Annotated in this window: 21 protein-coding genes; 8 read left to right on the top strand and 13 right to left on the bottom strand. The window is 69.7% G+C overall.

Features of this window, described 5'->3' with window-relative positions:
* The 3 genes from RJ03_RS13605 to RJ03_RS13595 form a co-directional block, all read left to right on the top strand.
* A partial coding sequence (locus tag RJ03_RS13605) for an SPFH domain-containing protein (protein WP_245552280.1) occupies positions 1 to 1,176 on the top strand: 1,176 nt, incomplete at its 5' end.
* 509 nt (positions 1,177 to 1,685) lie between these two features.
* Complete coding sequence (locus RJ03_RS13600; RefSeq protein WP_174372302.1) at positions 1,686 to 2,870, top strand: TFIIB-type zinc ribbon-containing protein; 1,185 nt, start codon at positions 1,686 to 1,688, stop codon at positions 2,868 to 2,870.
* A gap of 1 nt (position 2,871) precedes the next feature.
* Positions 2,872 to 3,378, top strand: a complete 507-nt coding sequence (locus RJ03_RS13595; RefSeq protein WP_036501977.1) for a hypothetical protein — start codon at positions 2,872 to 2,874, stop codon at positions 3,376 to 3,378.
* A gap of 10 nt (positions 3,379 to 3,388) precedes the next feature.
* Here the strand turns inward: RJ03_RS13595 and RJ03_RS13590 are convergent, their stop codons facing one another.
* Complete coding sequence (locus RJ03_RS13590; protein ID WP_245552279.1) at positions 3,389 to 4,213, bottom strand: putative protein N(5)-glutamine methyltransferase; 825 nt, start codon at positions 4,211 to 4,213, stop codon at positions 3,389 to 3,391.
* 52 nt (positions 4,214 to 4,265) lie between these two features.
* Positions 4,266 to 5,138, bottom strand: a complete 873-nt coding sequence (locus RJ03_RS13585) for a YdcF family protein (RefSeq protein WP_051024657.1) — start codon at positions 5,136 to 5,138, stop codon at positions 4,266 to 4,268.
* 180 nt (positions 5,139 to 5,318) lie between these two features.
* Here RJ03_RS13585 and RJ03_RS13580 point away from each other — a divergent pair, with 180 nt between their 5' ends.
* Complete coding sequence (locus RJ03_RS13580) at positions 5,319 to 6,167, top strand: bifunctional 5,10-methylenetetrahydrofolate dehydrogenase/5,10-methenyltetrahydrofolate cyclohydrolase (protein WP_036501964.1); 849 nt, start codon at positions 5,319 to 5,321, stop codon at positions 6,165 to 6,167.
* Here RJ03_RS13580 and RJ03_RS13575 read toward each other — a convergent pair whose 3' ends face one another.
* Together RJ03_RS13575 and RJ03_RS13570 are read right to left on the bottom strand one after the other, a co-directional pair.
* Positions 6,168 to 6,899 (bottom strand): L,D-transpeptidase, encoded by a 732-nt coding sequence (locus tag RJ03_RS13575; RefSeq protein ID WP_306304675.1) that lies wholly within the window; start codon positions 6,897 to 6,899, stop codon positions 6,168 to 6,170.
* A gap of 150 nt (positions 6,900 to 7,049) precedes the next feature.
* Positions 7,050 to 7,706 carry a cyclodeaminase/cyclohydrolase family protein gene (locus RJ03_RS13570; RefSeq protein WP_051024656.1) on the bottom strand — a complete coding sequence of 219 codons (657 nt, stop codon included), beginning with the start codon at positions 7,704 to 7,706 and terminating at the stop codon, positions 7,050 to 7,052.
* Positions 7,707 to 7,938: 232 nt separating this feature from the next.
* Between RJ03_RS13570 and RJ03_RS13565 the strand changes: the two genes are divergently transcribed.
* Entirely contained in the window at positions 7,939 to 8,976 is a 1,038-nt protein-coding gene (locus tag RJ03_RS13565) for an LLM class F420-dependent oxidoreductase (protein WP_036501956.1), read from the top strand.
* A 45-nt stretch (positions 8,977 to 9,021) separates the two neighbouring features.
* On the opposite strand, the gene RJ03_RS13560 is transcribed toward RJ03_RS13565, so the two are convergent.
* Positions 9,022 to 9,360: an STAS domain-containing protein gene (locus RJ03_RS13560; RefSeq protein WP_036501953.1), complete on the bottom strand. Its 339-nt coding sequence runs from the start codon at positions 9,358 to 9,360 to the stop codon at positions 9,022 to 9,024.
* A gap of 271 nt (positions 9,361 to 9,631) precedes the next feature.
* Here RJ03_RS13560 and RJ03_RS13555 point away from each other — a divergent pair, with 271 nt between their 5' ends.
* Positions 9,632 to 10,045, top strand: coding sequence for a phage holin family protein (locus RJ03_RS13555; RefSeq protein ID WP_036501952.1), 414 nt, complete (start codon positions 9,632 to 9,634; stop codon positions 10,043 to 10,045).
* The gene (locus RJ03_RS13550; protein WP_036501951.1) at positions 10,042 to 10,302 is read left to right on the top strand and encodes a DUF3618 domain-containing protein; all 261 of its coding nucleotides are present in this window, start codon (positions 10,042 to 10,044) and stop codon (positions 10,300 to 10,302) included. The genes RJ03_RS13555 and RJ03_RS13550 overlap by 4 nt, the downstream gene beginning before the upstream one ends.
* 7 nt (positions 10,303 to 10,309) lie before the next feature.
* Here the strand turns inward: RJ03_RS13550 and RJ03_RS13545 are convergent, their stop codons facing one another.
* The 5 genes from RJ03_RS13545 to RJ03_RS13525 form a co-directional block, all read right to left on the bottom strand.
* Positions 10,310 to 10,645 (bottom strand): hypothetical protein, encoded by a 336-nt coding sequence (locus tag RJ03_RS13545; protein WP_036501940.1) that lies wholly within the window; start codon positions 10,643 to 10,645, stop codon positions 10,310 to 10,312.
* Positions 10,646 to 11,095: 450 nt separating this feature from the next.
* On the bottom strand, positions 11,096 to 11,851 hold the full coding sequence (locus RJ03_RS13540; protein ID WP_036501939.1) for a class I SAM-dependent methyltransferase: 756 nt from the start codon (positions 11,849 to 11,851) through the stop codon (positions 11,096 to 11,098).
* Positions 11,852 to 11,897: 46 nt separating this feature from the next.
* Positions 11,898 to 12,644 (bottom strand): SDR family NAD(P)-dependent oxidoreductase, encoded by a 747-nt coding sequence (locus tag RJ03_RS13535; RefSeq protein ID WP_036501938.1) that lies wholly within the window; start codon positions 12,642 to 12,644, stop codon positions 11,898 to 11,900.
* Entirely contained in the window at positions 12,641 to 13,663 is a 1,023-nt protein-coding gene (locus RJ03_RS13530) for a phosphotransferase family protein (protein ID WP_036501936.1), read from the bottom strand. Before RJ03_RS13530 ends, RJ03_RS13535 begins: the two co-directional genes overlap by 4 nt.
* Positions 13,660 to 14,868, bottom strand: coding sequence for an acyl-CoA dehydrogenase family protein (locus tag RJ03_RS13525; RefSeq protein WP_036501996.1), 1,209 nt, complete (start codon positions 14,866 to 14,868; stop codon positions 13,660 to 13,662). Before RJ03_RS13525 ends, RJ03_RS13530 begins: the two co-directional genes overlap by 4 nt.
* A gap of 130 nt (positions 14,869 to 14,998) precedes the next feature.
* On the opposite strand from RJ03_RS13525, the gene RJ03_RS13520 reads away from it, so the two are divergent.
* Entirely contained in the window at positions 14,999 to 15,895 is an 897-nt protein-coding gene (locus RJ03_RS13520; protein WP_036501928.1) for a TetR-type transcription factor C-terminal domain-containing protein, read from the top strand.
* Between the two features lie 2 nt (positions 15,896 to 15,897).
* Here the strand turns inward: RJ03_RS13520 and RJ03_RS13515 are convergent, their stop codons facing one another.
* The 3 genes from RJ03_RS13515 to RJ03_RS13505 are packed head-to-tail and all read right to left on the bottom strand — an operon-like array spanning position 15,898 to position 19,223.
* The gene (locus RJ03_RS13515) at positions 15,898 to 18,210 is read right to left on the bottom strand and encodes a SpoIIE family protein phosphatase (protein ID WP_373281699.1); all 2,313 of its coding nucleotides are present in this window, start codon (positions 18,208 to 18,210) and stop codon (positions 15,898 to 15,900) included.
* Entirely contained in the window at positions 18,200 to 18,832 is a 633-nt protein-coding gene (locus RJ03_RS13510; RefSeq protein WP_036501922.1) for a SpoIIE family protein phosphatase, read from the bottom strand. Before RJ03_RS13510 ends, RJ03_RS13515 begins: the two co-directional genes overlap by 11 nt.
* Positions 18,825 to 19,223: an ATP-binding protein gene (locus RJ03_RS13505; RefSeq protein WP_174372303.1), complete on the bottom strand. Its 399-nt coding sequence runs from the start codon at positions 19,221 to 19,223 to the stop codon at positions 18,825 to 18,827. Before RJ03_RS13505 ends, RJ03_RS13510 begins: the two co-directional genes overlap by 8 nt.
* Between the last annotated feature and the right edge of the window lie 16 nt (positions 19,224 to 19,239).

The raw sequence follows: 19,239 nt of genomic DNA, 5'->3' as shown, positions 1-19,239 counted from the left end.
CGCATGGGCCTGATGGACAAGATCCGCGGTGAATTCGTCGACATCATCGAATGGCTCGACGATACGAATTCCACGCTGGCGTGGCGATTCCCGCGCTACGACAACGAGATCAAGAACGGCGCCGAACTGATCGTGCGCGAGGGCCAGCAGGCCGTCTTCGTCTACCGAGGGCAGCTGGCCGACCGCTACGAGCCCGGCCATTACGCCCTGACCACGGAGAACATGCCGATCATGTCCACCCTGCAGGGGTGGAAGCAAGGGTTCAACAGCCCGTTCCGCTCGGAGGTGTATTTCGTCAACACCCGGCCGGTCACCGATTTCCGCTGGGGCACACCGCAACCGGTGACGGTGCGCGACCCCGACTTTCGCATGGTGCAGGTCCGCGCCAACGGCACCACCATCGTGAAGGTGGTCGACCCGGCCGTGTTCCTGCGCCAGGTGATCGGCACCGAGAGCGTCGTCGACATGGAGCAGATCACCGATCTGCTGCGGCGCACGGTCGCGCTCGCGTTCTCGGATATGGTGCTCGCCACCGGTCTCGGCGCGATCGATCTGCAGGGGCGTCAGGTCGAATTGTCCGACAAGCTCCGCGAATTCGTGGCGCAGCGGGTGGCGCCGTTCGGACTGGGCGTCGACGCGGTCACCATGACCATCTCGCTGCCGGAGGAGATCCAGCAGGCGATGACCCGCGGTGTGGCCCGGGGCGTCGAGGCCAGTGGATTCGCCGACAACGTCCGTGATCCGAACCGGTACCAGCAGGTGCAGGCGGCCGACGCGATGCTCGCCGCCGCGCAGAATCCCGGCGGCGGTGCGATGGGCGCGGCGATGCAGGCCGGAATGGGCGTGGCCCTGGGCGGGCAGATGGCGGGCGCGATGCAGGGCGCGTTCGCCCAGCCCGCCGCCGGCTACGCCCAGCCGGGCTACGGGCAGCAGCCACCGCCGCTTCCGGTGCAGCAGCAGTTCCACATCGACCTCGACGGGCAGGCGGCGGGTCCCTTCCCGGTCGACCAGCTACGCCAGTTCGTCGCCGCCGGCCGCCTCACCCCGCAGACGAACGTCTGGACCACCGGCATGTCCGCGTGGGCCGCGGCCTCGACCGTCCCCGCGCTGCAGTCGTTGTTCGGTGGTCCGCCGCCGCTGCCCGGCACCCCGCCCCCGCCGCCTCCCGCCGGCTAGCCGCACACCAGCGAACCGGGGGACCGATGAACGACCCACGCCCACAACCGAACTCGTCTCCGGTGCCGCCACCGCTCCGGGGCAGCCACGGCGAATCCGAGGGTATGACGCCACCTCCGCTGCGGCCGCCTGCGCTGGATGGTTATCGCGAAACCGAGGGGGTGCCTCCGTTGCGGTCACATGCGCCCGGTGGCAATCGCGAGCCGGGGAGTATGCCCCCGTCACCCATGCCGGGCGGTGGTTACCGCATGCGGGACGGCACGACGCCGCCACCGGTGGGCGTCGGCCCGGCGCTCTATCCGCCGGCGGCCACGACGCCATCCGGCGCGCCGCCTGCCATGCCCCCACTCGGCTCGACGCCTGGCACAACGGCCCTCATTCCGCCGCCTGCCACGCGACCAGGTGGCGCGCAGCCAGGCATGACACCGCCCGTCCCGCCGCCCGCCACGACGCCACTCGGTCGCGGGAACGACCTATCCGGCGGCTTCGAGGATGGGTCGCCACCTCGTATGGCCCCGCAGGGTTCCGCAGATCCGGCCATGCTGCACCGGACCGAACTGACGCGTACCTACCCCTGTACGGCCTGCGGTGGCCAGTTGGTGTTCGATATCGCCTCGCAGCAGTTGCGGTGTCCCAGTTGCGGGAACTACTCGCCGCTGTCGGCGCCGCGGGCGCCGGTCGTCGCGCGGGATCTGCGGCAGGCGATGGGGGAGTTGCGTGCGCTGCAGGCCGTGACCGCCGGCCCGGAGGTCACCGGGGAACGAGAGGTGAAGTGCCAGAATTGCGGTGGCACAACCACTTTCGTCGGCAGTCTGACCGCGACCCGCTGCCCCTACTGTGCCACGCCGATCCAGCGTGACGACGTGCACAATGCTCCCGCCCGGTTGCCGGTGGACGGTGTCGTCCCGTTCCGCATCGACGAGAAGACCGCGCGTGAACGCGTCGAGAAGTGGGTCTCCGGACGGTGGTTCGCCCCGACCGCGTTCAAGAAGTACAAGCGGCTCGGTTCGCTCGCCAGCGTCTACCACGCCTACTTCACCTACGACGCCGACGTGCACACGTGGTATCGCGGTGAACGCGGCGAAGAGTACACCGAACGTTACTGGGACGACGGAGAGCTGAAGAGCCGCACCGAAATTCGCTGGTATCCGGCGATGGGTGAGGTCGGCAACCGATTCGACGATCTGCCGATCCTCGCCAACGACATCGACGACAGCGCACGCGTGGCCGAACTCGAACCCTGGCCGGTCGCGGAGGCCACCGGCTATTCGCCGGAGTACGTCGCCGGGCATCTGGCCCGCACCTACGATCGCGACGCCGAGCAGATGTTCCCGGTCGCCCGCACCCGGATGGAGAAGGTCATCGAGCAGACCGTGCGCGCGGACATCGGCGGCGACCGCCAGCGCGTCCACGATCTGCGGTCGAGCTGGAATTCGCTGGCGTACAAGCACATTCTGCTGCCGATCTGGCTGCTGACCGTGGTCTACGCGAACACCCCGTTCCGGGTCTACATCAACGGCCTGACCGGTGAGGTCGTCGGGCAGCGGCCGTGGAGCAAGGTCAAACTCGCCGCCTTCGTCACCGTCGTGACGCTGCTCATCATCGGCGCGGTCGTCGCCTTCTCGATGTGGCACGGCGGCGGAACCCACCATCACAGCACCGGCCACACCACCGTCGTTCATCACGGGAGCTGACATGTTCGTGCTGCTACTGCTCGTGCCGGCCTTCCTGGTGATCGTGGGCGGGGCGATCGCGGCCGGCGCGGTGGCCCTGGCGCATCAGCGCCGCCGTATCGCCGCCGAGAACCAGGTGGTGCCGGGCACGGCCACCCGCGCACCGTCGGCGTGGGCGCGATCGCACGACCCCGAGGCCCGCCTGCACCGCCGCCTGCGCGATGCGATGACGGCGGTGCGCGCGGTGACCGCATACGACACGGCGGCAACGGTCACCCTCCGGGCCGATCTGGAGCAGTCGGCACTGGCTCTCGACGACCACCTGGTCGCGATCTCGATGCTGCATCCCGACGCGCGCACCGCGCAGCGGGCACAGGCCGAACGTGCCGTCGCGGCGGTCGAGGCGGGTGTCGCCGACTATGCCACGGCGGCCACCCGACCGGATCTCGGTGCGCTCGAGGCGGATATGGCGGAGGTGCGGGCGCGGTTGCGCACGGCCGACGACCTCCGCCGCGGCATCGGCAGCTAGCTCCGGCCGCTCAGCCGGCGTGTGTTCTGGTTCCGCACACCACGGTCGCGCCGTAATCGGGCGATTCCGCGATCGCGGGCCGCAGCCCCGCTGCCGCGACGATCGCGGTCGCGGCGTCGATCTGGGCGGTGCCGATCTCGACCAGCATCCAGCCGTCGACCGTCAGCCACCGCCCGGCGGCGTCGGCCACGCGGCGCAGCACGTCGAGTCCGTCCTCGCCGCCGTCGAGGGCGGTGCGGGGTTCGTGGTCGCGGGCTTCCGGCGGCATCCGGGCGATCATCGCCGTCGGCACATACGGGGTGTTGGCCAGGAGCAGATCCACGCGTCCGATCAGTTCGCCGGGCAGGGCGGCGAACAGGTCGCCCTGGAACACCTGCGCGCCCAGCGGTTCCAGATTGCGCCGCGCACACGCCACCGCGACGGTGTCGATATCGGCGGCGAGCAGCTCGACGTCCACCCCACCGGCGCGCAGTGCGGTCGTCGCCGCCAGGCCCAATGCGCCGGAGCCACAACACATGTCGACCACGGTGCGCCGATCACCCGGCCGGGCGGCGGTGCGTTCGAGCGCCTCGTCGATCAGGAACGCGGTGCGCTGCCGCGGCACGAAGACGCCGGGGTCGAGCGCCACCCGGACACCGCGAAAGTCGGCCCAGCCCACCAGATATTCGAGCGGTATGCCTTCGATGCGGCGGGCGAGGAGTGCGGACAGTTCGCCGGGTGAGGAGGCGGCCTGCCGGAGCAAGGCCGCTTCCTCCTCGGCGAAGACGCATCCGGCGCGGCGCAGATCCGCCACGATCGCGTCGGTGCCGGATTCTTCGGATTCGGGGTCGATCACCCCATCATTGTCGGCACGGCGTCAACCACAATTTTTCGTGCGCGAGCACCGGTCAGCGGGCCGCCGGCAGCAGGAAGGTGCGGGTCGCGTCGAGATAGATGCCGCGCTGAGCGGTCTTGCTCGGCGGCGGCAGCTGCGACACCAGCTGGTCGAGCGAGGTCATCGCCCCGACCACGCGGGTGCCGGCGACGATGAAATCGGCCACCGCGCGGCGGATGTGGTTCGGTGAGGTCACCACGACCGCACTGGTCGCGCCGGCGTCTCGCAGCATCTGGGTGCTGAACAGCGCGTTCTGCACGGTCGAATTGGCGCGGTCCTCGACCAGCACGCGGGAGGCCGGAATGCCGTGGCCGATCAGCCAGCCCGCCATCGCCGCCGCCTCCGGCACGCCGTTCTGCGGGTTGCCGCCGGTTACCACGATCGGCGACATCGGCGCCGCGATCGCCTGCAACCACGCGGCGGTGAGCCGGTTGACCAGTTCGGGGCGCAGACTGCCGTCGGGTAGCAGCCCGTAGCCGAGCACGACGATGCCGGTCTGCGGGCCGACCAGCGCCGGGAGCGGATTGGGCAGAGTGCCCACGGCCGCGCCGATGGCGCCGATGAGGTTGCGGGCCCCCTGAGCCATGCCGGGGTCGATGGCCGCCAGCCGGTTGAACGCGGCCTCACGGGTGAGCAGATCGCCGGTGTAGTCCGACCAGATGCCCTGCAGGGCCAGCGCCTGCGCGTCGTCGGGGGTGCTGTCCAGCAGCGAGCGCAGGTCGGCGAGACCTGCGGCGTCGTTGCCGTTGACGAAGTTCTCCTGCGCCGAGTTGTAGAGCGGCGCCGGTCCGTCGGCGGCCGTGGCCGTCGTGGTGAGCGGTCCGGCCAGCAGCGCGGCCGCCGAGGCCGCGACGAGAAGATGTTTCACACGTCTGGCGATGTTCACTGCAGTCGTCACCTTTCCGGGCGAGCGGGATCCCGCGTGGGTGGGGTGGGGCATGGGCACAGCCGTGCCCACCATACGACCCGATTCGGTGAAGGCCCCGGATTTACTCCCGCTCGAGTCGGCATTCGCGCGGGTGGCGGCGGCCGTCCGCGCTGGTGCGCGGCCCGATAGGGTGGCCGGGTGGACACCTTACCGCTGACCGGGAAACAACTCGCCGCCGACCTCAACGCCGAGACGAAGAACCGCGCCGCCGCGCTGGCCGAAGCCGGGGCCGCCCCCCGTCTGGTGCTGGTGGTGGCCAACGACGATCCGGCCAGCGGGTGGTATGTCAACTCATTGCAGCGCGCGGCCGGGCGCCTCGGAATCGACTGCGAGACAAATGATCTCGGTGCGCAGGCGAGTGCGGCGGAGATTCGTGACGCGCTGGCGAAACTCAGCGAGGATCCGGCGGTGCACGCGGTGATGTTGCAGACGCCGCTGCCTGCCGGTGTGGAACTCAACGACGTCAGCTCGGCCATCGCCGCGGCCAAGGACGTCGACGGCGTCAGCCCGCTGTCGCTGGGACTGCTGGCCGCGGGACTGCCCGGATTCCCGCCGGCCACCTCACAGGCGGTGGTGGAGCTGGCCAAGCATCACGACATCGCGCTGTCGGGCCGGCATGTGGCGGTTGTCGGCCGTTCGAACGTGGTCGGCAAACCTTTGGCGCAGCTGCTGCTGGCGGAGAACGCGACGGTGACGGTGTGCCATTCGCGGACCACCGACCTGCCGGCGGTCACCTCGGCCGCCGATATCGTGGTCGCGGCGGCCGGGCGAGCCGGACTGATCGGTGGGGATCACGTGCGCGAGGGCGCGGTGGTCATCGACGTGGGGACCAACGAGGGACCCGACGGTGGCATCGTCGGCGATGTCTACGCCGGCTCGGTGGAAGGCCGGGCAGCGGCACTGAGTCCGGTGCCCGGCGGTGTCGGACCGGTCACCACCGCGCTGCTGATGCGGCACGTGGTGGAGGCGGCCGAAGCGACGCGCTGATCACCAGTGGGTGGTCACCGGATCGCCCACACTCACGTTGTCGTAGTACCACTCGGCGTCGGCGGGGGCCAGGTTGATGCAGCCGTGGCTGACGTTGGAATTACCCTGCTGGCCGACCGACCACGGCGCCGAATGCACGAAGACGCCGCCCGAGGTGAGCCGTTCGGCGAATTCGCCGGTCAGGTAGTAGCCCTCCGGGTCGTCGAGCGGAATGCCGATGGTGCGCGAGTCGAAGATGATGGTGCGGTCCTTCTCCATCACGGGGAAGGTGCCGACCGGGGTCTCGCGTCCGGGCTTACCCATCGAGGCCGGCATGACCCGCGGCGCCTGTCCGGGAATGAACACGGTGAACGTGTGCGCCGACATGTCGGCATCGGCGCTGGTCCCCCCGTCGGTCCGGAATTCGGACCGGGCGTTGCCCGCGGTCACGGTGAATCGCGCATCGGCCGGCAGGTATCCGGTGGAGTTCCAGACCAGTTCCCTGTCGTTGGTCCACGAGAACGAACCGGTCTGCGCGCCGACGTGCACGGACCGTTCGGCGCGGGCGCGATCGGTGACGGGTGCGGTGAATCGGACGGTGATCGGATGGGCGATTCCGACGACGGCGCCGTTGCCCGGTGAAATCGAGGCCACGGATGTGGTCTGTGGTGTGGCCAGCACCGCTGCCGCGGTGCCCGTGGTGACTGCGGCCAGTACTGCGATGACTGTCGCCAGGAACAAATGACGCATCATGTTCCTCATGGCTCCACCCCCTCAGGTGGTTTGCGTATCAGGACCTCGATCCTAGTTCCGGATGATCATGGTCGCCGGAATAGTTTTCGCTTCGTAACGACAGTTACGGTGTGGCAAACCAGGTTTAGCCGAGGGGGTGTGGTAGTGCGATCAGCCGACGACGGCAGCGAGAACGTCTGTGTGCAGCGCGTCCGCGCGGGCGAAGATCTCGTCGATGCGCTGCAGCGTGGGCGCGAACTCCTCGGCCTCGTGGTCGCCGAGCGAGCCGACGTTGATGGCGATATTCAACTGTGAACTGGCGGCGGCGGCGCGGGCGGCATCGGCGGCGGCGCCGATGTCGGTGACCACGTTCGGATTGCCGATCGGCAGCAGATCCGCGGCCAGTGAGAGCACCTCGTCGGCTTCGGCGACCACCGCGGCCGGCACTCGCGCGGCCTGCAGCAGTGCCGAGGCGATCGCCTCCTTGCGGGCCGCGATCTGCTCGTCGGTGTCCTTGGGCAGTTTGTAGGCGGCGCCGACGGCGGTGAAGGCGGTGGCGTCGGCGTCGGCCAGGGCGAGTGCGCGCTCCCGGGCGGCGTCGGCGGCCGCGATGATCCGATCGATCGCCGGGCGGTTGTCGGCATCCTTGGCGCGGGTGGTGTAGCGGGCCACCATCGCCACCAGGGCGGCGCCTTGAGCGGCGTGCAGCGCCGCGACCGCACCGCCGCCGGGGGCGGGGATCTTGGCGGCGAGATCGTCCAGGTAGCGGCCGATCGTCGACTCTCCGAACGTCGTGGTGTCCGGCGACGATGCGGTGTCCTGAGACATGCTGCGGGGCCTCCCGTTTCGAGGAATCGGCGTGCGGTACGCCGATAACCGTACCGGGCCGCGCGACCGGTCATCGAGCGGGCCGCGCCGCCCTGTCGCGGACGGCGTGCGGGCGGTGTGCAGGATGGAACCCGAGGCCACCCCGGCCGTGGTCGCGGATCGCGGTTTGTGACGGGTGGTGCAGTGCGATAACCTCACTGCAACTAGTTGCATATGAACGGAGTTGCATAAGATGCGGATCGGGTTGGGCATCAACTATGCGGGGGGCTTCAAGGAGGTCGCGGCCGAGGTCGCCGACCTGGAACAAGCCGGCCTGGACATCGTCTTCGTGCCCGAGGCCTACTCCTACGACGCGGTGAGCGGACTGGGCTATCTGGCGGCCAAGACCGAGCGGGTGCAGCTGGCCTCGGGCATTCTGCAGCTCTACACCCGAACGCCCACGCTGACCGCGATGACCGCGGCGGGTCTGGACTACGTCTCCGACGGCCGCTACGTCCTCGGCCTGGGCGCCTCGGGTCCGCAGGTCATCGAAGGGTTCCACGGCGTGCCCTACGACGCGCCGATCGGCCGCACGCGCGAGGTCGTGGAGATCTGCCGTAAGGTGTGGCGGCGCGAACGCCTGGAGTATCAGGGCAAGTACTACACGATCCCGCTGCCCGCCGAACGCGGCACCGGGCTGGGCAAGCCGCTCAAGCTGATCAACCACCCGGTGCGTGATCGCATCCCGGTGCTGCTGGCCGCGCTGGGGCCGAAGAACGTGCAGTTGGCCGCGGAACTGGCCGAGGGCTGGCAGCCGATCTTCTTCCTGCCGGAGAAGGCCCGCGACGTGTGGGGTGAGGCGCTGGCCGCCGGCACCGCGAAACGCGATCCGGAACTCGGCGACCTCGACATCTACGCCGGACCGGCGCTGGCGATCGGCGACAACGTGGAGCCGCTGCGGGAGTTCGTGAAACCGCATCTGGCGCTCTACATCGGCGGTATGGGCGCTAAGGGCAAGAACTTCTACCATTCGCTGGCCACGCACTACGGGTACGGCGCCGAGGCCGACCGTATTCAGGAGCTGTATCTGGCCGGTAAGAAGGACGAGGCCGCCAAGGTTGTGCCCGACGAACTGGTGCGTGACATCTCGCTGATCGGTTCGGCGAGCTTCGTCAAGGAGCGGGTGGCGGCGTTCCGGGAGGCCGGTGTCACGGTGCTGAACGTGGTACCGCTCGCCGCGACCGCGGGGGAACGGGTCAAACTGATCGAACAGCTGCGCGAGCTGGTCTGATCGCTCCGGCCGGCAGCCCGTTCCCGGTCTGCCGGCCGTCTCGGCTCAGCCCTGATGCAGCGCCGCGAGCGCGGCGTCGAGGGTGGGATGCAGGGCGAACACCTGATCGAGATTGGTCAGTTTGAGCTGTCTGCTGGTGGCCGGTCCCTCGGCGACCAGGACGATGCGCGTCGCGGAACCGGCCCGCTGATGGGCGGCCACCAGCGCGGCCATTCCGGCCGAGGCCAGGAAACTCACCTGCAACAAGTCGATGATCAGTGCCGCGGGTTTACCGCCGAGGGTCGCCTCGATCGCACTCTCCAGTGCGGGAGCGGTCGCCAGGTCGACCTCGCCGGCCACCGTGAGCACGGTCGCATCGTCGTGCACGCTGACCGAGGTGGTCATCGCGTCGGCGAGGGGATACGCGTCTCCGGAAGTATTGGTCACGGTTGTCAATCTACCTGCTGGGTACTCGTGGCTCTCTCCGGCCGGGCAATTGCTTTCCGGCGCAAAGAGTTAACCGCCCGCCGCACGCGACATTCGTCGCCCGCGCGCACCGGAGGAGGTGTCGCCACCGATTTCGCGGGTATCGCGGGCAATAACCGGAGAGGCGGTTCGCTCGCGGGCGGGGCGAGTTCGCCCGATTCGATCGGTGCCCGGAGGAGTGGTTGGTCAGATGTCGCATATCGAGAACGGCCGAGCGCCGGAGACGGCGTCGGTGGCCGAATTGGTCGGCACGACCACGGAGCAATTGAGCCGGCTGGTGCGCGAAGAGGCGAAACTGGCGGTTGTCGAGGCGCAGGGCAAGGCCAAGCGGCTGGGAGCCGGTGCGGGCATGCTCGGCGCGGCCGCCGTGCTGGGGCTGGCCGTCCTCGGCGCCCTGGTCGCGGCCGCGATCACGGCCTTGGCGCTGGTACTGCCCGTCTGGGCGTCCGCGTTGATCGTGGCCGCAGCGCTGGCCGTGGTCGCCGGCGTCTTCGGTCTCCTCGGGCGGACGAGCATCCGCAAGGGGAGTCCGCCGATACCCGAGCAGGCCGCCGCGAACGTCCGGGAAGACGTGGCCGTCATCAAGGAGAGGACTCGGCGATGAACATCCCTTCCGATCCGGAAGCGTTGCGTTACGACCGCGATCTGACGCGCGAGGAACTGGGCCGTACCGTGCAGGCGCTCAGCGACAAGCTCGACGTGCCCGGCCGCACCCGCGAGCGGCTGCATCGCGGTGCCCGGTCCGCTCAGGACAATGCGGACCGGGCCGCGCAGGTCGTCAAGCAGATTCCGCTGCCGGCGATCGGCGTCACCGCGGCGGGAGCGCTCGCCGCGGTCTGGCTGCTGCGGCGCAAGCGGTAGTGACGGATCAGTTCGCGCCCGTGCCGGGTGGCTCCCCGAGCGGCCAGCGCGCGTAGGTGCGTTCCGGCCGCACGGTGATCACATCGGTGACCTCGATGAGTTCGGCGGGCACGATGCCGTCGGGGAAGTGCTCGATACTCGGCACGATCACCGCCTCGGCATCCTGGGTGATCGCCGCACCGATCAGGAACTGAACCGGGTTGTCGGTGCGATCGCCGAAGGCGACCGTTTCCGAAAGCGCGTAGCCCAGACGTCTTGCCAGACAACGGATTTGCGCCGCATCCCATTCCTGGTGCAGGTGGGAGACCTCCGTGCGCAGAAAGCCGAGGGCCAGAAAAGTCATGGCAGTCCTCCTCGCGTCGTCCGCAATCCGGAACCACCGGCGACGTGGTGGGCGCCCGCCGATCGGTTCCGCCGCTGTACCTCTCGCGGACAGACCCGCGAATACCTAGCAAACTCAGAAGGTATTTCCCGACCGCGAAAGCGGGCAAACCCCTGTCCGGGGGTTGACGCCTTCGCTCGTCCGGTGCTGTTTGCTGGAGTCTGCCGGGGCATCCTCGACGTCAAGGCCCGTTTTCTGTTGATCTTGTGAGCGGCGGCGTCGCCCCGGAAAGGGCAATGAGGTCATCTGTATCGCCGCATCGTGTCCGCTCCCGGGGTGGAGCGAACTCCCGTTGGTGACGGCGAGTGCGGGTGCGTCGCCGCGCGAAATGTCGCCCTTCTCGAGTGGGCCACAGCACATTCACAGCTAACAGTCGGAACCGTGCCGGTGAAGGCCGATAGCCCCGCCGGCTCAGGACTTGACGGCGTCGAACAGCGTGCGTGCGGAGTGAGCGACGAACGACCCCTCCCGCCGGATCCGGTCGTCCAGTTCACGCAGCCGGTCGTGATAGCGATCGACGGTGAAACCGGGGACGAGCCAGATCACCTTGCGCAGGAGGTACACGACCGCTCCGATATCGAAGAATTCCATCCGCAGTCGTTCGTGGCGCAGATCGGCGATCCGCAGTCCCGCGGCGCGCGCGGCGGCGGCTTCGTCGTCGTGGTGGCGTAGGCGCCGGGCCTCGGGTTGCGGTCCGAGGAAGTATTCGATCAGTTCGAAGGCGCTCGCGGGTCCGACGTGCTGCGCGAAGTAGGTGCCGCCGGGCCGCAACACTCGGGCAATCTCGTGCCACCGGACCACGGCCGGATGCCGGCTGGTCACGAGATCGAAGGCGGCGTCGGCGAACGGGAGCGGGGCGTCCTCGGCGGTGGCGACCACCACGGCCCCGCGGGGATGCAACCGCGCGGTCGCCGCGGCGACGTTCGGCGGCCACGATTCGGTCGCCGCCATCGTCGGCGGGAACGTGTCGGCCTCGGCGAGCACTTCACCGCCGCCGGTTTCGAGGTCGAGTGCCGCCGTCGCGGTCGCCAGACGCGCGCTCATCGATCGCTGATAACCCCACGACGGCCGCTGTTCGGTGGCCCGCCCGTCCAGCCACTCGAAACCCCAGCCGTGCACCGGTGCCGCCGCGGCGTCGTCGAGCAATTCCTCGAAAGTCCGCTCCATCCGTCGAATTCTGCCGCCGGATCGGAATCCGGCGGCAGGGAGGTCGCTATGCGCGGTAGGCGTCGGTGCCCGCGCGAGAGAGCACGATGTTCGGCACCACCGCCCGCGACGACAACCGCAGCAGGGCATCGACCATTTCGACGATGTCGCCGACGGCGAGCATCTGCTCCGGCGGGATGCGGTCGTGGATCCAGGCGCTCATATCGGTGTCGACATAGCCGGGAGCGAGGGTGGTGGCGCTGATGCCGTAACCGGATTCCTCGGCGTTGAGGGTGGCGATCAGGGAGATGAGCGCTGCCTTGGCGGCGCCGTAGACGGCGAGTCCGGCTTCGGCGTAGACGCCCGTGATCGACGACAGCGCAATCACTTTCGCGCCGCGGTCCGGTGCGGCCGCGGCGGCGGCGCGCAGCATCGGCAGCACGCCCTGGATGAGTTGCAGCGGCGCACGCAGATTGACCGCGAGGGTTTTGTCGAAGCGCCGCATCGAGGTGTCGGCGAGCGGACCGGCGGTGCCGACGCCCGCGTTGAGGATCAGCGCCGACAGGGTGCCGAACCGGTTCGCGTGCTCGGCCACCACCCGGTCGACGCCGTCGGTATCGGACATGTCGGCGGCCACGGCGACGACGTCCGTCGCGCCGGCCGACCGCAGTTGCGCGGCGACCTCGTCGAGGCGTGCGGCATCGCGGGCGGTGACGGTGAGCGAATAGCCCTGTTCGGCAAGGCGGTTCGCGATGCCGAGCCCGATTCCGCGGGACGCTCCGCTGATCAGGGCGGACTTACGATTTCCGGTCACTTCCGGACTCCTTTCAGTGCGCGCAGGCCGGCGGCCATGAACTCCGGTGTCGCCTCGGCCGCGCGTTCGGCGGCGGAGCCGGCATCCGAGCCCCGCAGCGCGCGGTGGGTGATGCCCTCACCGATGACGCCGAGCTTGAAATTGGCCAGGGCGAGATAGAAACCCCACTCACCGAGATCGCGGCCCGAAGCCGTGGCGTAGGCCTGGGCGAGATCGTCGGCGCCGGGCATGCGGTGGCTGGTCCACGCTGCCGGCGAACCGAGCACCAGATCGAAGATCGGTGCCCGGTACACGCACATCAACGCCACATCGGTGAGCGGATCGCCGAGGGTGGACAGCTCCCAGTCGACGACGGCGCGGACCAGGCCGGGATCGTGCGCATCGAGAATGGTGTTGTCGATGCGGAAGTCGCCGTGCACGATCGAGGCCGCCGACCGGTCCGGCACCGCCTCGGCCAGCGCGGCGTGCAGGGTCGCGACGTCGGGAAGTTCGCGGGTCTTCACCCGTTCCCATTGCGAGGCCCACAGATTGACCTGCCGGGTCACGAATCCGTCCGGGCGACCGAACTTTTCGAGTCCGACCGCGACCGGATCCACGGCATGCAGCTCGGCCAGTACCCGGACCAGTTCGTCGACGGCGGCATCGATCTGGGTGTCGGTGAGTGCGGCGAGATCGTCCTGATCGCGGATCACGGTGCCGTCGACGAACTCCACGACGGTCATCGGCGCGCCGAGTACGGCGCCGTCGGCGTCGAAGGCGACCGTCTTCGCCACGGGCACCGCCGATTCGCGCAAGGCGTGGGTCACCGTGAACTCGCGGGCCATATCGTGCGCGGACGGGGTGAGCCCCGCGACCGGCGGGCGGCGCACCACCCACCGCGACACCTCGTCGGAGGCGACGAAGGTCAGATTCGACCGGCCGCCGCTGATCAGGTCCACGCGCAGTTCACCGCGCACGCCGACGCCCTGTTCCCGCAGGAACCGCTCGAGCGCGGCGACATCCATTCCGGGCAGGCTCATTCGGCTTCTCGCAATGCGCGCTTCGCGGCGCCGACCGCACGCTTGGCGATCGCCCACCGATGGACCTCGGACGGTCCGTCGTAGATGCGGAAGGGCCGCACCTCGCGCGACAGCCGCGCCAGCGGCAGATCGCCGGACACGCCGAGGCCGCCGCACATCTGCATACTGCGGTCCACGATCCGGAAAATGGCTTCGGCGGCAAAGGTTTTCGCGATCGAGGTGGCGTTGGCGGCCGGCTCGCCGCGGTCGAGTTCCCAGCACGCGCGGGTCAGCAGCGCGCGCGTGGCGGCGATATCGATCTCGTTGTCGGCGATCATCTTCTGCACCATGCCGAGGTCGCCGAGGCGCGAACCGAAACCCTCGCGCCGGGCCACGTGCGCGACCGCGACGTCGTGTCCGCGGCGGGCGGCGCCGAGCCAGCGCATCACATGCGTCATGCGGGCCGGGCCGAGACGGACCTGGGCGTATTCGAAGCCGCGGTCGACCTCGCCGAGAACGGCCGCGTCCGGCACCAGCAGGTCCTCGAAGAAGACTTCGCAGTGCCCGCCGACCATCGAGCGATCCAGCGTGTCGAGGTGGCGTCCGACCCGGATGCCGGGAGTGTCGGCCGGCGCCAGGAACATGGTCGCGCCGCCGCGCTGACCCGGCTCTCCCGAGGTGCGGGCCATGATGATGAAGAAGCCCGCGCTGTCGGCGCCGGTGATGAACCACTTGCGGCCGTTGATCCGCCATCCGCCCTCGGCCCGGACCGCGCGGGTGGCCAGCGCCGACGGATCGGAGCCCGCACCGGGCGCCGGTTCGGTCATCGCGAAGGCGGACCGCACATCGCCGTGCGCGAGCGGCGCGAGAAACTGCTGCTTCTGCTCCGGGTTCGCGATATGGGCGAGCATGTGCAGATTGCCCTCGTCGGGCGCGGCGATATTCAGCGCCGTCGGGCCGAACAGCGAATAGCCCGCTTCCTCGAAGACGGGCGCGCGGTCCGACATTCCGAGACCGTGGCCGCCGTATTCGACCGGCGCGTGCGGCGCGAAGACACCCGCGTCGCGCGCGGCCTGCTGCAGTTCGACGCGGAACGTGTCGCCACCGGCCGCGGTGATATCGCCGTCGTGCGCATCCTCGAGCGGCAGTACCCGATCGCGGATGAAGTCGCGGGTACGTTCGGTCAGTTCGTGTACCTCGGGCGGCAGGGACAGCTCGATCGCCACGTCCACTCCTCGATCTCAGTCGCCGAACGATCGCTCGGCGATCACCTGTCATGCAGACTCGCATGGCAAGATAACGCCTGTCAATTCGGTGTTCTTCGCGCAGCGTCGCTGTTCAGGTATTCTGAACATCATGGATGGTGCGGAGCAGGATCGACACGGTGTGGGCAGCCGGGTGCGGCAGGCGAGAACCGATGCCGGGCTGTCGCTGCGCGCGACCGCGGAACGGATCGGCGTCAGTCCGGCCACCCTCAGCGCGGTCGAGAACGACAAGACCGGCGTCTCGATCGCCCGGCTGCGTGCCTTGGCCGCGGCGCTCGACACCACGGTCGCCTGGCTGATCGACGAATCTCCCGCGTCGCGGCCGGCGCGTCGGCGCCTGCGAACGAGCGGTGCGCCCGAGCGCGACATCGCCCGCGCCTGGCGCGAATTCCCGCCGCTGGACATCGATCCGGTCCTGGCCGCCGCCATCGATTCCTTCGTCGAGACCGGATATCACGGCGCGACCATGCGGTCGATCGCCCACCGCGCCCGGATGAGCGTGCCCGGCGTCTATCACCACTACCGCGACAAACAGGAACTTCTCGTCCGCGCGCTCGACCTCACCATGGACGAATTGCACTGGCGCACAAGGGCGGCACGCGGCGAGGCGATCGGTGGCCGCGACCGTCTGGTCCGCGTGGTCGAGGCCCTCGCCCTGTTCCACACCCACCGCCGCGAGCTGGCCTTCATCGGCGCGAGTGAGATGCGCAGTCTCACACCGGACAATCGCCGGCGAATCACCGCATCCCGCAACGAGATTCAGTATCTGCTCGACGCGGACATCGACACCGCCCTGGCCGAGGCGAACCTGCCCGCCGCGCACGCGCGTGTCGCCGGCCGGGCCATCGCCACGATGTGCACGTCGTTGCCGCAGTGGTTCCGGCTCGACGGGCCCGCGACTCCCGAGCAGATCGCCACCGAGTACGCCGATTTCGCCCTCGGCCTCCTCGGAATCGAGACGCGAAACGCGCTACCGGCGACGGACTGAGCTCAGACCCTGCTCGCCGCCGAGAACGTCACCAACGGCAGTTTCGTGGTCAACCGCACCCGCGTGCCGGCATCGGTCTGTTCGATCTCCACATCGTCGGCGAGGGCGCGCATCATGGACAGCCCGCGCCCGCGGGTGCCCGGATCCTCGGGCTGCGGCCGCCACGTCCCGGTGTCGACGATCTCGAGACATACCGCGCCGCGCACATGGGCGGCGGTGAGGGTCACGTGGCCGGAAGCGCCGGGGGCGTAGGCGTGCTCGATGCTGTTCGTGCAGGCCTCGTTGGCGGCGGCGACCAGATCGGCGGCGAGGTCGTGGCCGACGGCGGCCGCGGACAGCCACGATGTCAGGGCGCGGCGCACACCCGACAGCCGTGCGGGTTCGGCGGGGATGTCCAGGTGCAGTGGTTGCGGTGGCTGGCGGTAGACCACCATCGCGATATCGTCGTCGTAGCCGGCGTCGGGGCGCAGCCGCGACAGCACCGCGTCGGCCACCTCGCGCGGCAGATGTGTTGCGGCGCCGGACAATTCGTCGGCGATCTGATCGAACCGGATATCGATGTCGATGCCGCGCTGCTCGACCAGGCCGTCGGTGAACAACACCAGCGTCGAACCGGGTTCGATCGCGGTGGTCGCCTCGGGTCGATTCGGGGTGTCGAAGGTGGCCAGCGGTACCGCGCGCCCGCCTTCGAGCAGCCGGCCGGTCTGCCCGGGCGAGGCCAGCACGGGCGGCATATGCCCGGCACTGGAGTACCGCACCAGCCCGCGCGCGGGATCGAGGATGGCGGCGCAGACCGTCGTGCACATGGCGCCGGGGATGCGGGCGGCCACCGCGTCCAGTTCGGCCAGCAGCTGGGCGGGACCGGCGCCGCGCAGCAGCAAAGCCTGTGCCGCGGTGCGCAATTGGCCCATCACCACCGCCGCCGACAGGCCGCGGCCGACGCAGTCGCCGACCACGATGCCCAGGGTGCCGTCGCGCAGCTGCACCACGTCGTACCAGTCGCCGCCGATCTCGAGCGGGGGGAGTGCCGGTTCGTAGTGCACCGCGAATCCCGGCGGCAGTTCCAGCGGCCCCAGCATGGCCCGCTGCAACGTCAGCGAGGTCGAGCGGGCCTGGTCGAAGTTGCGGGCGCGCTGCACGGCCAGGCTGAGGTGGCCGACCAACAGCGAGAACAGCGCCCAGTCACCCGAGCTGATCGCGCGCGGCGCGGCGAAGCGCACCCACAGTGCGGCGTCACCGGTTTCGCCCAGCGGCGCCACGATGCCCTCGGAACTCGACGCGCCTTCGGGGATGGCGAACATGGCGCGATGCGGCCGCATCCGGGTGCGGTCCAGCAGCGCCCGCGCCCGCGCGTCGATCACCTGCCGGGAGACGGCGTCGCCGCCGGCCACCGGGCCCGAGATGTACAACTCGGGTGCGGTTTGGCGATTGGCCCACATCGACACCACGGCGGTTTCCGCGCCGATGGCCCGGCGCAGTTCCTCGAGCCCCACCGACAGCACCTCGGCCACCGTGGTGGCGGCGCCCACTGCGGTGGCCAGCAGCGATACCGCCTGGTCGCGGGCCTGGGCGTCGTGTTCGGCGGTGACGTCGCGGATGGTGCCGACGAAGAGCCGCTCGTCGTCTTCCGGATTGCGCAGCGACGACGTACTCACCGCCAGCCACACCCGCCGCCCGTCGCGGTGGCGGGCCGGCATCACGAATCGGGCGGCCTCGGTGCCCAGCGCCGGATAGTGCGTGGCCGATTCGTCGTCGGTCCACGGATGCGGCAGCGGGTAGGGGACGGAGTCGGGCCCGTATCCGGTCAGCGCGCCGAAGGCCGAGTTGACCTCGGTGATGGTTCCGTCGTCGGCGGCGACGAAGAAGCCGTCCTGCAGCGACTCCACCAGTGCGGTGCGGAAGGCGTCGCGGCCCTCGAGATCCTCGGCGCGCAGCCGCTGCAATTCGTAGCTGCGGGTGCTGTCGAGAAAGCCGCGGGTGGCGACATCGAGCGCGGCCAGGGTTTGCAGCAGGAATTCCAGCGCCGCCTGCGCGCGCTGCGCGGCATCACCGTCGAGTTGCTGCGCCGCGGGGCCGGCGATCAGACCCTGTTCGTCGAGCAGCCGGAAGTGGTGCTCGGTGAGATCCAGAATGCTCACACCCTCGACCAGTGCGCGCCGGCCGAGTTCGTACCCTTCGGCGAGCGTGTTCTGGGTGGGTGAATCCATGTGCAGCCGAAGCGCATTCGCATACGCCTCGCGGAACGCGGCCAGTACCGCGCTCATCGCCGCACCCGGGGTGCGCTCGTCGGCCGGCCCGGCCGGCTCACGAGGCACCCGCGATCGGACCGCGGTGGCGCGCGGCCAGCACCAGCGCGTCGTCGGTGTCCTTGACGTAATGGCGCAGGATGTCGTCGGCGATATCGGTGGTCGGCTGCGCCAGATCCAGGGTGTCGACGAAATCGCTGACGATGCCGTCGGTCGACATCACCAGCACATCGCCGGGCCGGATCGCCACGGTCTGGGTCTGCAGATTCGGCGGCAGCAGATAGCCGACGATCCCGCCGGTCAGCAGTGCCGTCGCGCGGACCGCGGGCTTGCCGGGGCCGACGGCGACCACCCGGGATTCGACGTTACCGACCCCGAGCCAGTGCAGTTCGTCGTCACCGGTGAACAGCACCAGCGAGACCGCCGCACCCCGGGTGTCGGCCATCGCGCGATGACACAGCACCATCAGCACGTCGAGCGGTTCGGCGCGATTGTCGGCGAGTACCTGCGCGGCCCGGTCGGCGGCATCGGCGGCCGCGGCCCCGTGTCCCAGTCCGTCGAGCACCGCGAACAGCACCGAACCGTCGCCGGCGTCGAGTACCACCGACCGGTCCCCGGAGACGCGCTGACCCGGCAGGGCCCGGCCCGCCACCGCCCATTCGACAGTGCCGACCGATCCGTCCTCATGCACCGGTGGGTACCCACTTCCACATCTCCACCAGCGTTCCCTGTCCGGGCGCCGACTCCACGATCAATCCGTCCATCAGCCGTCGCGCGCCGGGTAATCCCAGCCCGAGTCCGCGGCCGGTGGAGTAGCCGTCTTCCAGCGCCCGGGGGATGTCCCGGATACCCGGCCCCTGGTCCTGGGCCTGTACGACCAGGGCGCGGCGGCCGTCGCGCTCCTGCACCGCGACCCGGATCTCACCGGTTCCGGCGTAACTCGTGATATTGCGGGCGATCTCGGAGATGGCCGTGGAAATCATGGTGATGTCGGTCAACGTGAAACCCAGCTCGGCAGCCAGCTCCCGCCCTGCCTGTCGCGCGGTCACGATGTCGCCCGACACCTTCACCGCTATCACCATGTTGTCGGAGGCCACG

The organism is Nocardia aobensis NBRC 100429 (genome assembly GCF_000308375.1).
In the GTDB taxonomy this organism is placed as follows: Bacteria; Actinomycetota; Actinomycetes; order Mycobacteriales; family Mycobacteriaceae; genus Nocardia; species Nocardia aobensis.
The sequence above is the reverse complement of the archived record's forward strand: the minus strand, read 5'-3'. Positions and strand labels throughout refer to the sequence as shown.